This window comes from Allobosea sp. FBZP-16, assembly GCF_002831785.1.
Classification (GTDB): Bacteria; Pseudomonadota; Alphaproteobacteria; order Rhizobiales; family Beijerinckiaceae; genus Allobosea; species Allobosea lupini.
Genome location: NZ_LNCQ01000012.1, coordinates 95,082 through 108,252, shown reverse-complemented (window position 1 = coordinate 108,252; position 13,171 = coordinate 95,082). Strand labels below are relative to the sequence as shown.

The 13,171-nt window shown below is 67.6% G+C and carries 11 protein-coding genes; 4 read left to right on the top strand and 7 right to left on the bottom strand.

Annotation, left to right across the window (positions count from 1 at the left end):
* The first annotated feature begins 25 nt into the window (after positions 1-25).
* Positions 26-1,039 (top strand): proline racemase family protein, encoded by a 1,014-nt coding sequence (locus CXY91_RS03060; protein WP_100959260.1) that lies wholly within the window; start codon positions 26-28, stop codon positions 1,037-1,039.
* A 35-nt stretch (positions 1,040-1,074) separates the two neighbouring features.
* Here CXY91_RS03060 and CXY91_RS03055 read toward each other — a convergent pair whose 3' ends face one another.
* The 6 genes from CXY91_RS03055 to CXY91_RS03030 all read right to left on the bottom strand — a co-directional run bounded on the left by CXY91_RS03055 (position 1,075) and on the right by CXY91_RS03030 (position 8,113).
* Positions 1,075-1,941 (bottom strand): hydroxymethylglutaryl-CoA lyase, encoded by an 867-nt coding sequence (locus CXY91_RS03055; RefSeq protein ID WP_100959259.1) that lies wholly within the window; start codon positions 1,939-1,941, stop codon positions 1,075-1,077.
* A 1-nt stretch (position 1,942) separates the two neighbouring features.
* A complete protein-coding gene (locus tag CXY91_RS03050; protein ID WP_100959357.1) occupies positions 1,943-2,647 on the bottom strand; it encodes an ABC transporter ATP-binding protein in 705 nt (234 codons plus the stop codon).
* A 2-nt stretch (positions 2,648-2,649) separates the two neighbouring features.
* A complete protein-coding gene (locus CXY91_RS03045) occupies positions 2,650-4,443 on the bottom strand; it encodes a branched-chain amino acid ABC transporter ATP-binding protein/permease (protein ID WP_100959258.1) in 1,794 nt (597 codons plus the stop codon).
* Positions 4,443-5,360 (bottom strand): branched-chain amino acid ABC transporter permease, encoded by a 918-nt coding sequence (locus tag CXY91_RS03040; protein ID WP_100959257.1) that lies wholly within the window; start codon positions 5,358-5,360, stop codon positions 4,443-4,445. Before CXY91_RS03040 ends, CXY91_RS03045 begins: the two co-directional genes overlap by 1 nt.
* Before the next feature lie 173 nt (positions 5,361-5,533).
* Entirely contained in the window at positions 5,534-6,736 is a 1,203-nt protein-coding gene (locus tag CXY91_RS03035; protein WP_100959256.1) for an ABC transporter substrate-binding protein, read from the bottom strand.
* Between the two features lie 57 nt (positions 6,737-6,793).
* Positions 6,794-8,113, bottom strand: a complete 1,320-nt coding sequence (locus tag CXY91_RS03030; RefSeq protein ID WP_100959255.1) for a hydroxymethylglutaryl-CoA reductase, degradative — start codon at positions 8,111-8,113, stop codon at positions 6,794-6,796.
* A 161-nt stretch (positions 8,114-8,274) separates the two neighbouring features.
* Between CXY91_RS03030 and CXY91_RS03025 the strand changes: the two genes are divergently transcribed.
* A complete protein-coding gene (locus CXY91_RS03025) occupies positions 8,275-9,684 on the top strand; it encodes an aminotransferase-like domain-containing protein (protein ID WP_100959254.1) in 1,410 nt (469 codons plus the stop codon).
* A gap of 17 nt (positions 9,685-9,701) precedes the next feature.
* Here the strand turns inward: CXY91_RS03025 and CXY91_RS03020 are convergent, their stop codons facing one another.
* Positions 9,702-10,613, bottom strand: a complete 912-nt coding sequence (locus CXY91_RS03020; protein WP_248307329.1) for a LysR family transcriptional regulator — start codon at positions 10,611-10,613, stop codon at positions 9,702-9,704.
* A gap of 113 nt (positions 10,614-10,726) precedes the next feature.
* On the opposite strand from CXY91_RS03020, the gene CXY91_RS03015 reads away from it, so the two are divergent.
* Together CXY91_RS03015 and CXY91_RS03010 are read left to right on the top strand one after the other, a co-directional pair.
* Positions 10,727-12,160: an NAD-dependent succinate-semialdehyde dehydrogenase gene (locus tag CXY91_RS03015; protein ID WP_100959253.1), complete on the top strand. Its 1,434-nt coding sequence runs from the start codon at positions 10,727-10,729 to the stop codon at positions 12,158-12,160.
* A gap of 27 nt (positions 12,161-12,187) precedes the next feature.
* Positions 12,188-13,168 (top strand): dihydrodipicolinate synthase family protein, encoded by a 981-nt coding sequence (locus CXY91_RS03010; protein ID WP_100959252.1) that lies wholly within the window; start codon positions 12,188-12,190, stop codon positions 13,166-13,168.
* The last annotated feature ends 3 nt before the right edge of the window (positions 13,169-13,171 follow it).

The window sequence follows — 13,171 nt, the reverse complement described above, 5'->3', positions numbered from 1 at the left end:
CCACTGCTTTCCCAAGGAGCCGCACATGCGCCAGCAGAATGTCTTCGACGTCGTCTACACGCATACCGAGGGTGAGCCCCTCTGCATCATCCATAGCGGGATTCCCTACCCGGCCGGATCGAGCATCCTGGAGAAGCGCCGCTTCCTCGAGGAGAACTATGATTGGCTGCGCTGCGCCTTGATGCGCGAGCCGCGCGGGCACAAGGACATGTTCGGCGTCTTCCTCACGCCGCCGTCGAGCCCGGAGTTCGATGCCGGCCTGATCTATATCGACGGCACGCAGTATTCCCATATGTGCGGCCACGGCACGATCGCGGTCGGCATGGCGATGGTCGCGCTCGGCCTCGTCCGGCGCGGCGAGAACGGCCGCACCACCATCCGCTTCGAGACCACCGCCGGACTGGTCACCGCCGAGGTCGCCAATGACGGCCCGGACGTGCTCTGGACCCGCTTCGAGAACGTGCCGGCCTATGTCGCGGCGCAGGACGTGCCGTTCGACCTGCCGGGTGTCGGCTCGCTCAAGGCCGACATCGTCTGGGGCGGCAATTACTTCGGGATCATCGACCTGCGCGGCACCTCGCTCCGGATTTCGCCGGAGAACGGCTCGGAGCTCTCGCGTCTCGGCATTATCGCCCGCGAGCAGCTCCGCCAGAAGGTCGCGATCCAGCACCCGGCCTCGGCCCATATCAACAACTTCAACTTCGTCACCTTCTGGCACGAGCCGACGATCGAGGGCGCCTTCTACAAGAACGTCCACGTCTTCTCGGCCGGCCAGCTCGACCGCTCCCCCGGCGGCACCGGCACCAGCGCAATGATGGCGATGTACGAGGCGCGCGGCCTGATGAAGCTGAACCAGCCGATTCGCTCGGAAGGCTTGCTCGGCTCCGGCACCTTCGAGGGCTGCCTGATCGGCGAGACCAGCCTGAACGGAACCCGCGCCGTGCGCCCGACCGTGAAGGGCACCGCCGGCCTGCTCGGCACCGCGCGCTGGACGATCAACCGCGACGATCCGGTCGACGCCGGCTTCCTCGTCGCCTGACAGGCCTCGTGGCGGGGCGGCGTCCGGCCGCCCCGCTATTCGGCCGAGGCCGCCCGGCGGCCGGCGATCCATTCAGCCGTTGCCTCGAGGCAGGCGCGATCGATCCCGGTCGCGATGCTCCTGGCCTCGAAATGCGCGACCAGCCGTTCGGTCGCGAGATTTCCGGCCGCGCCGGGCGCATAAGGGCAGCCGCCGAGGCCGCCGATCGAGCCGTCAAAGACGCGCAAGCCCAGCTCCCAGGCCGCCGCGACATTGGCGATGGCCCGGCCGGAGGTGTCGTGGAAATGCCCAGCCAGCATCGTCGCCGGCGCTTGTCGCAGGGCGGCTTCGACCATTGCTGTCGTCCGCTCCGGCGTGCCGTGACCCAGCGTGTCGGACAAGGCGATCTCGTTGCAGCCGAGCGCCAGCAGCTCGGCCGTGACTGCCGCGACGGCCTCGGGCGCGATCTCCCCCTCATAGGGGCAGTCGAGCGCGCAGGAGACGTAGCCGCGCACCGGCACGCCGGCACGCTGGGCGAGCGCCATCACCGGCCTGAAGCGTTCGATGCTCTCGGCGATCGAACAGTTCGTGTTTTTCCGGCAGAAGCTCTCGGAGGCGGCGGTGAACACGGCAAGCGCCTGCGCACCGGCAGCGAGCGCGGCCTCCGCGCCTTTCTCATTCGGGACCAGGGCTGAATATGTCACACCAGACCGGCGGGGCACGCCGCGCATCACCGCCTCGTGGTCGGCCATTTGCGGCACCCAGCGCGGCGAGACGAAGGCGGTCGCCTCGATGCGAGAGAGGCCGGCATCGGCGAGCTGGCCGATCAGCGCGAGCTTGTCCGCCGTTGCGATCTCGGCCTTCTCATTCTGCAAGCCATCACGCGGGCCGACCTCGACGATGGTGACGCTCTCGCCCGCCATCTCAGGCGCCGAGATAGGCCGAACGGACGCGCTCGTCGCGCAACAGCTCGGCGCCGGTGCCTTCCAGCGTGATCGTGCCGGTCTCGATGACATAGGCGCGGTCGGCGATGGCGAGCGCCTGATTGGCCATCTGCTCGACCAGCAGGATCGTCATGCCCTCCTCGCGCAGCCGACGGATCACGGCGAAGACCTCACGCACGATCAATGGCGCCAGGCCGAGCGAGGGCTCGTCGAGCAGGAGGAGTTTTGGCCGCGCCATCAAAGCGCGGGCGATCGCCAGCATCTGCTGCTCGCCGCCCGAGAGCGTGCCTGCGAGCTGGTCCTGCCGCTCGGCGAGGCGCGGGAAGACGGCGAAATAGCGCGCAATATCGCTGGCGATGCCATCCTCGTCGCGACGCGCATAGGCACCAAGCACGAGATTGTCGCGCACGCTCTGGTCGCCGAAGACCAGGCGCCCTTCCGGCGAATGGCCGATGCCGAGCCTGACGCAGTCATGCCCGCGGATGCCGGTGATGTCGCGTCCCTCGAAGCGGATCGCGCCGCCAGCGACCTTCACCAGCCCCCCGATCGCCCGCATCAGTGTCGACTTGCCGGCGCCGTTGCCGCCGATCAGCGTCACGACCTCGCCTTGCCCGACCTCCAGCGAGATGCCCTTCAGCGCCTCGACCGCGCCATAGCGGACCTTGAGCCCTTCGATCGCGAGCATGGTCATGCGGCGTCTCCGGTCAGGGCGGCATCATCGTCGGCACCGAGATAGGCGGCGATGACTTTCGGGTTCTGCCGGATCGCCTCCGGCCGCCCCTCGGCGATCAGCGCGCCATAGTCGAGCACCAGCACATGCTGCGAGATGCCCATGACCAGGTCCATGTGATGCTCGATCAGCAGCACGGTGACACCTGCCTGCTGGATGCGGCGGATGACCTCGCCGAGCTCATGCGTCTCCTGCGGGTTGAGGCCTGCGGCGGGCTCGTCGAGCAGCAGGAGCTTGGGCTTTGAAGCGAGCGCACGGGCGATCTCGAGCCGCCGCTGCAGGCCATAAGGCAGGCTTTTCGCCGGCTCGTGAGCGCGCTCGCCAAGGCCGAGATCGGTGAGCAGCGCCAACGCGTCGGCGCAGGCGGAGGCTTCCGCCTGGCGGCTCGACGGCAGCCCGAGCAGCGAGGCGGCAAAGCCGGTCTCGATATGGCGATGCGCGCCGAGCAGGACGTTGTCGAGCGCCGAAAGCTCGCCGAACAGCTTGAGGTTCTGGAAGGTGCGGGCGATGCCGAGGGAGGCGACGCGATGCGCCGGCCAGCCGGCGATCTCCTGGCCCTCGAAGCGTATAGAGCCGCTGCCCGGCGCGACATGGCCGGAGAGCAGGTTGAGCAGCGTCGTCTTGCCGGCGCCGTTAGGGCCGATCAGCGCATGGACCTTGCCGGCGCTGATCGCGAACGAGACGTTGCGCACCGGCACGATGCCGCCATAGGCCTTGTAGAGATCCTTGACGACGAGGATCTCGCCGCCGGCCGTTGCGGCCGACGTCGCCGCCAGAGCGCTGTGGCCAACGAGCGCGGGGGGAGCCGCCTTGCGCGGCAGCCAGCGCGCAGCGAAGCCGGAGACGGCACCGGCGATGCCGTTCGGCATCAGATAGAGCGAGAACAGCAGCAGCGCGCCATAGGTGAAGTGCTGCAAGGCCGGCCAGCGCGCCAGCCAGGCATCGAGCAGCGTCAGGATCACGGCGCCGAACAGCGGCCCGTAGAGCGAGCCCGAGCCGCCGAAGATCACCACGACCAGCAGGAAGATCGAGAGGTTGAAGGTGATGAAGTCGGAGTTGAAATACTGGTTCTGCTGCGCGACGACAGCGCCGGCGAGGGCGCAGGTCACCGCCGAGATGACGAAGGCGAGCGTCTTGGCCCGCACCACGGAGATGCCGACCGACTGCGCCGCGGGCTCTGCCATCTGCACGCCGAGGAAGGCACGGCCATAGCGGCCGGCAAGCAGTGAGCGCAGCATCAGATGGGTGGCGATGCAGAGCGCGCCGACGAACCAGACCCAGTGCAGGTTGGTGAAGCTGACGCCGGCTATGGATGGCGCGCTGATGCCGTAGAAGCCGGCCTGGCCCTTGAAGATGTCGGTCCACTCCGTGACGATCTTCTCCACGACGATGCCGAAGCCGATGGTGACCATGGCCAGACTCGGGCCCGAGACGCGGACCGACGGCATGGCGATGACCAGGCCGAAGATCGCGCCGAAGCCGCAGGCCAGCAGAAGCGAAAGCCAGGGCGAGAGGCCCCATTCGATATTGGCGATCGCCGCCGTATAGGCGCCGACGGCGAAGAGCCCGGCATGGCCCAGCGATTTCTGGCCGGCATAGCCGACGAGCACGTTGAGCCCGGCAGCCGCGAGATAGTTCACCCCGATCGTGAACAGGATCTTCAGGTAGAAATCGTTGAGGCCGAACAGGGGCACGAGCGCCAGCGCTGCTGCCAGCACCGCCAGCCCGATGGCGTGGGCGAGCGCCGGCATCAGATCTTCTCCACGCTGCGCGCGCCCATCAATCCGCTCGGGCGAACGACGAGGACGATGATGATCAGCAGGAAGATGGTGATCTCGCGCATCTCGGCGCGCCAGAGCCCGACCAGCGCCTCGACGATCCCGAGCAGGAAGCCCCCGAGCATGCAGCCGCGCGGGCTGGTCAGACCGCCGACGATCGCGGCCGAGAAGGCTTTCAGCGCGATGCCGAGGCCAATGAAGACGGAGGCCGTGGTGATCGGCGCGATCAGGATGCCGGCGAGCCCGGCGAGCGCCGAGGAGATGACGAAGGCGAGGATCACGATCGTCTCGACATTGATGCCGACGATCGCCGCCGCCTGCGGGTTGAAGGCGACGGCCCGCAGCGCCTTGCCGAAGCGCGTCTTGCGCAGGACGATGTCGAGCAGGGCCATGACGGCGACCGCGACGACCGCGATCAGCACCTCCTGCGGGCGAATGCCGGCGCCGGCGATGCGCCAGACCTCGCTGCCGAGCGGCGAGGGCACCGCGATCGAGGCCGGGCCCCAGATCGCGAGCGCGGTGTTCTGCATGATGATGCCGAAGCCGATCGTGCTCAGCACCCAGTTGAGGCCGCCGGCCCCGACGAATGGCTTGATCGCGCAGTAATAGAGCGCGATGCCGATCGCGCCGACCACGACGACGCTGGCGATGGTCGCCAGCACATAGGCCGTCATCGTCATCTCGGCCTGGGTGAGATTGCCGAAATGCGGCTTGCCGGCTGCCAGCAACAGCAGGGAAACGCCGACCAGGCTGCCCGGCACGAGGAAGGCGCCCTGGCCGAAATTGAAGGTCTTGGTCGTGGCGTAGGTGATGTTGAAGCCGAGCGCGATCAAACCGTAGATCGCGCCCAGCGCCAGACCGCTGGCCAGAGCCTGAAGGAATGCCGTCATCGTCTCTCCGCGCGTCCTTTGCGCCGACGCCGAACCTTGTGATCAGAAATCACGCGGTCGTCCCGGGCGACCGCAGGGAGACCCGGGACCCATGCCGGAACGGTTCGGGCATGGGTCCCGGATCTTCGCTACGCTCCGTCCGGGACGACTAGCATAAGGGAGCTACGGACCGATCAGCGCTTGAGATCAGCTGCCGTCAGGCCCTTGACCACGGCGTCGTCGAGCTTGACCACGCGGCCGTCCTTCCACTGCGCGAGGTGGAAGTCGGCGACGCCGAGCGCCTCGTGCTGCTCCTTGCTGAACGGCTTCTCGTATTTTTTGATGATGCCCTGAACCGCGCCGAGGTTCTCCAGCGCCGCCTGCAGCTTCGGGCCGTCGGTGCCGCCGGCCTGATTGATCGCGGCGGCGATCAGCATCACCGCGTCATAGCCCTGCGCGGCCGAGACGAAGGCCGGCATGTTCGGATGCTTGGCGACAAGGCGCTTGTGCAGCGCCGCCGCCCGGTCGCTGGCGTCTTCCGTGGTCGAGGCCGCGAAGATCGTCTTCTCGGCGAGCTTGGGCCCGGCGATGTTGACCAGCGGCGTGTTGATCGAGCCCCAGGTCGAGAGCAGGCCGGGGTAATAGTCCATCTTCTCCATGCTCTTCAGCACCTGCGCGGTCGCATCGGCGAGCGAGCCGGTGATGATCATGTCGGCGCCGGCCGCCTTCAGCTTGGCGAGCTGCGAGGTCATATCGGTGTCCTTCGGCCCGAACTTCTCGATGCCGACCGGCTTGATGCCGTGCAGGGTCAAGATCTCCTGGAGGTCCTTGGTCGCCGCCTGGCCGTAGCCGGTGGTGTCGGCGATGATCGCGATGTTCTTGTTCTTCGACGCCTTGACCGCATAGGCAGCGAGCAGAGCGAGCTGCTCGCGATCGACCATCGACACCCGGAAGATGTAGTTCTGCGGCTCCTTGGCGTAGCGGGCGGTGATGTCGGTCGCGGTCGCGACATGCGAGATCACCGGCACCTTCTTCTGCTGCGGGATGTGCAGCCAGGCGAGCGCATTGCCGGAGTTGGTCGGGCCGACCACGGCCGCGACCTTCTCGTTGTCGATCAGCTCGTTCATGTTCTGGATCGACTTCGGCGGCGCGCCGGCATCGTCACGGACCACGCCGACGACCTTGCGGCCGAGCACGCCGCCCTGGGCGTTGAGGTCATCGATCGCCGCCTGGAAGCCATAGAGACCGGAAAGGCCGAGCTCGGCCGCGCCCGAGGCCGACTGGTCGGCATTGTAGCCGATCTTGATCTCGTTCTGCGCGTAGGCCGGCAGGGACAGCGCGATGCCGGTCGTGACCATGAGCGCACCGAGCAGGCGGCGGGTAATGCGATTGTCCATAACGTTCCTCCGGTTGTCGTCCGCTTGCTGCGGTTCTGTGGTGAGAGTTGAAAAAGGTCAGCCCTTGCGCCGCTCGGCGAGCAGCTCGCGTGCCCGGTCGACGCGGACGTCATGCGTGCGGGCGAGTTCGGTGGCGATCGCCTCGATCTCGGCACCCTCCGCCCCGGCGACGATGGCGATGTTGCGGGCATGCAGCGCCATATGGCCGCGCTGAATGCCTTCGGTCGCCAGCGCCCTGAGCGCCGCCATGTTCTGGGCGAGCCCGACCGCGACGGTGACCTCGGCCAGCTCCTGCGCCGTCTGGACCCCGAGCAGGCGCAGCGACCACTGGGCCAGCGGATGGGTCTTGGTGGCGCCGCCGACCAGGCCGAGCGCCATCGGCAGCTCGATCGAGCCGACGAGATTGCCGTCGCGATCCTCTTCCCAGGTCGTCAGCGAGGTGTAGCGGCCGCTGCGGGCGGCATAGGCATGGGCGCCGGCCTCGATGGCGCGCCAGTCATTGCCGGTCGCGACCACGACGGGGTCGATGCCGTTCATGATGCCCTTGTTGTGGGTGGTGGCGCGGTAGGGATCGATCGCGGCGAAGGTATAGGCGTCGAGCATGCCGTCGATCATGCGCCGGCCGGAGAATTCCTTGGTCGCCAGCGCCGCCTCTGGGATGGTGACGCTTGCACGGGCCAGCCGGAGATCGGCGAGGTTGGAGAGGATGCGCAGGCGCACCGTGCCGCCGGTGATGCGCTCGACGATCGGCGCCACCGTCTCGGCCATGGTGTTGACGGTGTTGGCGCCCATCGCGTCGCGGACGTCGACGAGCAGGTGCATGACGACGATCGGGCCGCGCGGCGTCTGCGGGAAGACATGGACCTCGATGCCCTGGCAGCCGCCGCCGAGCGAGACCAGCACCTTGTCCTTGGCATTGGCGGCAGCGACGATCTCGGCCTGAGCCGCCAGCAGCTTGTGGCGCGCGCCCTCGGGATCACCGACGCCGAGCAGCTGGACCTGCGCCCGCATGATCGGTCGGTCGCTGGAGGTGCGGAAGCCGCCGGAACCGCGGGCGATCCGGGCCATATAGGAGGCGGCGGCGACGACGGAGGGCTCCTCCACCGCCATCGGGATCAGGTAATCCTTGCCGTTGACGGTGAAATTGGTGGCGATGCCGAGCGGCAGTTCGAAGGTGCCGACGACATTCTCGATCATGCCGTTGGCGAGTGTTAGCGGCAATGCACCGGGCTGGGCCAGCAAGGCGCGGTCGGCATCGGCGAGCCCGGCCGCCGCGACAGCCTCAGCCAACCGCTCGGCACAGCTCAGATTGCGGTAGTTCTCGATGCGCGAGTTCACCTCGCGCCCGGCGGCGCTGCGCGCCTCGGCCGTCACCATGTCGTGTCCTCCCCAGCCGGGGTTTTTCATGCGCCTCGCGATCGGCATCGGCGCTTCTTCGGTTGACAAGCTCGGACAATCGCCGGAGAGCGACAAGGCACAATTTTCGCAATGTCCCATTCTCTGTACCAGTGGATTGACTGGTACAGCCGCGAGGCTTGATGGACGAGCAGGCCGACAGCAACCGCACCGGCGCGATCGTTGCCCGGATCAGCCGGATGATCGACGAAGGGCTGCTCCAGCCCGGCCGGCGCATGGCCTCGCTGCGACTGGCGGCCGGCGAATACGGCGTCTCCAAGAACACCATGGTCGAGGTCTATGACCGACTCGTCGCCAGCGGCCGGCTCGAGGCCCGCCGTGGCGCCGGCTTCTATGTCCGCGCCCCCGGACAGCGGCCGAGCGAGGCGCCGCCGCCGCATATGAGCGAGGCGATCGACATCGTCTCGCTGCTGCGCGAACAGCTCTGCCAGGTCCATCCCGTTCGCGTCGGCGACGGCCGCCCGCCGCGCTCCTGGATGGAGGATTCCGAGCTCGGGCGGCACTTGCGCGTCCGCAGCGGCAAGGGCGACCTGCCGATCGAGCACGGCTACGGCGATCCGGTCGGCTACGCCCCCTTGCGCACGCAGATCGGGCTGATGCTGGCCGAGCGCTCGATCCAGGTCTCGCCGGCGCAGATCCTGATGACCTTCGGCGCCAATCACGCGCTTGACCTGATCATCCGACAGTTGCTCCAGCCCGGCGACACGGTGCTGGTCGACAGCCCCGGCTATTACCCGCTCTTCGGCAAGCTGAAGCTCGCCCGCATCGAGATGGCCGGCATCCGGCGGCTGCCGGACGGGCCGGATCTCGATGATCTTTCCGCGCAGATCGCGCGGCACCGGCCAAAAGTGTTCTTCACCCAGTCACTGGCGCACAACCCGACCGGCGGCTCGATCGCACTGCCGATCGCGCATCGCCTGCTGCAGCTTGCCGCCCAGCACGATCTCGTCATCGTCGAGGACGACCCCTTCGCCGACGTGATGCCGGCGAGCGCGCCGCGGCTCGCCGCGCTCGATCAGTTGGAACGCGTGATCTATCTCGGCACCTTCTCTAAGACGCTCTCCGCGAGCCTGCGCATCGGCTATGTCGCCGCGAGCCCGGCGCTCGCCCGCTCGCTCGGCGACATGAAGATGCTGACCGTGGTCAATTCCTCCGGCTATCTGGAGCGGCTGGTCAGCGACCTCATCGCCAGCGGCCAGTATCGCCATCACCTCAAGCGCCTGAAGGAGCGGATTGGCAAGGCGACCCGCACCGCTTTCACCGGTCTGGAGCGCCTCGGCCTGCCGATCTTCTCGCGCCAAGGCGGCGGCTACTATCTCTGGGTCGGTCTGCCGCCGGGTCTCGACGATCTCGCGCTGGCGCGCCGCGCCTCCGAGCAGGGCATCTTCATCGCGCCCGGCACGGTCTTCATGCCTGAGCGGCATCAGCTCGAAGGCAATGAGCGAGTCTCGGGCATGCGAGTCAACGTCGCCTATGCCGACGATCCCGCCCTCATGGCTTTCCTCCAGGCCGAATTGGCGAGCATCTCCTAGCATTGGCGGCGCCGAACTCAGTCGATGTCGGCTGGCGTCAGGCGGCGGACATGGCGGCGCAGGACAGTCTCGAACGTCGCCAGCGCCGGCGAGACCGAGCGGCCGCTTGGCCGGATCAGGACGATGTCGCGCGCGATCGCCGGGTTCGCCAGCGGCCGGGCGAGGACCCGGCGATGCGGCGCCGCCGCCCGCGCATAGGTCGGCAGCACGGCGACGCCGAGGCGGGCCTCGACCAGCGCCAGGGCGGTGGTGATCTGCGAGACCTCATAGGCCGGCACGAGCGGAATGCCGACAGTCTCGTAGGCGACCTCGACCAGCAGCCGGATACCGCTGTCGCGGGTCAGCGTGATCAGCGGCTCGCTTTGCAGCTCGCGCCAGTCGACGTTCGCATCGGCGAAGCGGCTGCCTGGGCTGCAGAACAGCATCAGCTGGTCGCGCGCCATCGGGATGCGCTCGATACCGTCCTCGATGGCGGCGAAGGTGCCGAGTCCGCAATCGACCCGGTTCGTCCTGACGGCTTCCACGATCGTGTCGGTGCGCGCGTCGAGCACCGCGACCTGCACGCCGGGAAAGCGCTCGCGCATCTCCGCAATCGCCTCGGGCAGGATCGCCGCCGCCAGCAATGGCGGGGCGGCGACGGTGATCTTGCCACGCCGACGCTCGGCGAGATCGTTGGCATTCTGGATGGCGAGGTCGAGGTCATGGATGATCTTGGCGGAGGCGCCCTGGAACTCCCGGCCTCCCTCGGTCAATTCGACCCGGCGTGTCGTGCGGTCGAACAGGCGGATGCCGAGTGCCTGCTCCAGCTCGCGCACCAATTGCGACAGCGCCGGCTGCGCCATGTGCAGGCGCTCCGCCGCCTTGGTGAAGGTGCCGAGCTCCGCGACGGCGAGGAAGGCCTGGATCTGTCGGAACGTGACTGCCATCATGATTTATAAGCAGATCTTCTGAATTCAGACAAATAAGCTGAATTCCATATGGTCATGGCCAAGGCCATCATGCCCCGACATCGCGCCGCTGGCCGCTCCGTTCGAGGCTTTTCATGACCGCCTATCCCGATCTCAAGCTCTATATCGGCGGCGCCTGGCGCAAGACCTCCGACAGCCTGCCTGTCCTTAATCCGGCCGATGAGAGCGTGATCGGCGCGCTTCCTGTCGCCGCTCGCGCCGATCTGGACGATGCGCTGTCGGCGGCCAGGGACGGCTTCAGGGTCTGGAGCAGGATGTCGCCGCGGGCCCGTGGCGAGATCATGCTCAAGGCCGCCGCGCTGATGCGGGCCCGCATCGACGAGATCGCCCATGCGATCACGCTGGAGCACGGCAAGCCCTTCGCCCAGGCGCAGCTCGAGGTGATCCGCGGCTGCGAATTCTTCGAATGGGACGCGGCCGAGGGCCAGCGCACCTATGGCCGGGTCATCCCGAGCGAGCCCGGCATCAAATATGTCGTGATGCACCAGCCGATCGGCATGGTCGCGGCCTTCTCGCCCTGGAATTTCCCGATGAGCCAGCCCTCGCGCAAGATCGCGGGAGCACTCGCGGCGGGCTGCTCGATCATCCTTAAGGCGGCCGAGGAGACCCCGGCCGGTGCGCTCCACATCGCCCGGGCCTTGCATGATGCCGGGCTGCCGCCGGGCGTGTTCAACCTCGTCTTCGGCGTGCCCGCCGAGATCTCATCCTATCTGATCCCGCAGGAGCAGACCCGGCTGATCGCCTTCACCGGCTCGACCGCCATCGGCAAGCATCTGACCCGGATCGCCGCCGATCATATGAAGCCGGTGCTGATGGAGCTCGGCGGCCATGCCCCGGTGATCGTCTGCGACGACGTCGACCCGGTCGCGGCGGCGACGGCGTCGGCGATCCGCAAGTCGCGCAATGCCGGCCAGGTCTGCACCTCGCCGACGCGCTTCTTCGTACAGGAGCCGATCTACGAGGCCTTCGCCCGGACCTTCGCCGAGAAGGCGCGCTCGGTCGTGGTCGGCAACGGCCTCGATGCCGCAACGCAGATGGGCCCGGTCGCCAATCATCGCCGCATCGAGGCGATGGAGATGCTGGTGGCGGATGCCCGCGCCAAGGGCGCCAAGGTGCTGGCCGGCGGTGAGCGCATCGGCAATCGCGGCTATTTCTTCCCGGTGACCGTGCTCGCCGATGTGCCTGATGATGCAAGGGTCATGCGTGAAGAGCCGTTCGGACCGCTCGCGGTGATCAACCCGGTCTCGACCCTGGACGACGCGATCGCCAAGGCGAACGGCCTGCCCTTCGGCCTCGCGGCCTATGCCTTCACCCATTCCGCCAGCCGGGCCGACCGTCTCGCCGACGAGATCGAGGCCGGCAACGTCTCGATCAATACGCTGGAAGCCTCGGTCGCCGAGGTGCCTTTCGGCGGGGTCAAGGACAGCGGCTATGGCCGCGAGGGCGGCGCCGAGGGTTTGGCGCATTACACGACCATCAAGACGGTCTCGCACCGCATGGCGATCTGACCGGCGGGCGACAGGGAGATAGCCTACATGAAATACGCCAGGAAGGACGCGAAGGCTTACACCCGCGCCAATATGAAGGGCATCTGGGCAGCCGCGCTGACGCCGTTCACCTCCTCGCTCGCCATCGACGAGGACGGGTTCCGCGAGAATATCCGGCACTGGACAAACGATCTCGGCATCGACGGCCTGTTCATCGCCGGCAAGCAGGGCGAGTTCTTCGCGATGTCGGTCGAGGAGCGCAAGCGCAGCTTCGAGCTCGCCGTCGAGGCCACGGCCGGGCGCGGCCAGACGATCATGTCCTGCTCCGACCAGAACATGGACGTCGTCATCGATCTGGCCAAGCACGCCCAGAAGGTTGGCGCCGACTACATCGTCGTGCATGCGCCGCTGCTGCACTTCTTCAAGGCGCAGGACGAGACGCTCTACCAGTACTACCGGACTATCGCCGAGCAGGTCGACATCGGCATCGCGCTCTGGAGCCATCCGGACTCCGGCTATCTGATGAGCCCGCAGCTGTGCAACCGCCTGGCCGACATCGAGAACGTCGTCGCGATCAAGTACAGCGTGCCGCGCGTCATGTATGCCGAGCTGACCCGGCTCGCCGGCGACCGCATCCTGGTCAGCACCGCCTCCGAGGAGGAATGGCTCGACAACATCGTCGAGCTCGGCTGGCAGGTCTATCTCTGCTCCTCGCCGCCCTATCTGATCCAGACGGCGAACGACCGGCGCATGCGCGAGTATACCGACCTCGCCTTCGCCGGCGAGGTCGAGAAGGCCCATGCCATCCGCGACAGCCTGAACCCGGTGCGCGAGGCCCTGCGGACGACGCGCCCGGCCGAGAAGCCGCATGCGCATCAGAAATATTGGCAGGAACTGCTCGGCCAGGTCGGCGGGCGCGTGCGCGCGCCGCTGCTGGAGCTGACCGAGGCCGAGAAGGCGGCGACGCGCGCCGCCTTCGAGAGCTGCGGGCTGCAGCTTGCCGGTGCACCGCTGGCCAAGGCTGGCTGAGAC

Bases quoted from the DNA above. Each gene is read 5' to 3' on its own strand.
- CXY91_RS03060 (WP_100959260.1), top strand. From the start codon at position 26: ATGCGCCAGCAGAATGTCTTCGACGTCGTCTACACGCATACCGAGGGT.
- CXY91_RS03055 (WP_100959259.1), bottom strand. From the start codon at position 1,941: ATGGCGGGCGAGAGCGTCACCATCGTCGAGGTCGGCCCGCGTGATGGC.
- CXY91_RS03050 (WP_100959357.1), bottom strand. From the start codon at position 2,647: ATGCTCGCGATCGAAGGGCTCAAGGTCCGCTATGGCGCGGTCGAGGCG.
- CXY91_RS03045 (WP_100959258.1), bottom strand. From the start codon at position 4,443: ATGCCGGCGCTCGCCCACGCCATCGGGCTGGCGGTGCTGGCAGCAGCG.
- CXY91_RS03040 (WP_100959257.1), bottom strand. From the start codon at position 5,360: ATGACGGCATTCCTTCAGGCTCTGGCCAGCGGTCTGGCGCTGGGCGCG.
- CXY91_RS03035 (WP_100959256.1), bottom strand. From the start codon at position 6,736: ATGGACAATCGCATTACCCGCCGCCTGCTCGGTGCGCTCATGGTCACG.
- CXY91_RS03030 (WP_100959255.1), bottom strand. From the start codon at position 8,113: ATGGTGACGGCCGAGGCGCGCAGCGCCGCCGGGCGCGAGGTGAACTCG.
- CXY91_RS03025 (WP_100959254.1), top strand. From the start codon at position 8,275: ATGGACGAGCAGGCCGACAGCAACCGCACCGGCGCGATCGTTGCCCGG.
- CXY91_RS03020 (WP_248307329.1), bottom strand. From the start codon at position 10,613: ATGATGGCAGTCACGTTCCGACAGATCCAGGCCTTCCTCGCCGTCGCG.
- CXY91_RS03015 (WP_100959253.1), top strand. From the start codon at position 10,727: ATGACCGCCTATCCCGATCTCAAGCTCTATATCGGCGGCGCCTGGCGC.
- CXY91_RS03010 (WP_100959252.1), top strand. From the start codon at position 12,188: ATGAAATACGCCAGGAAGGACGCGAAGGCTTACACCCGCGCCAATATG.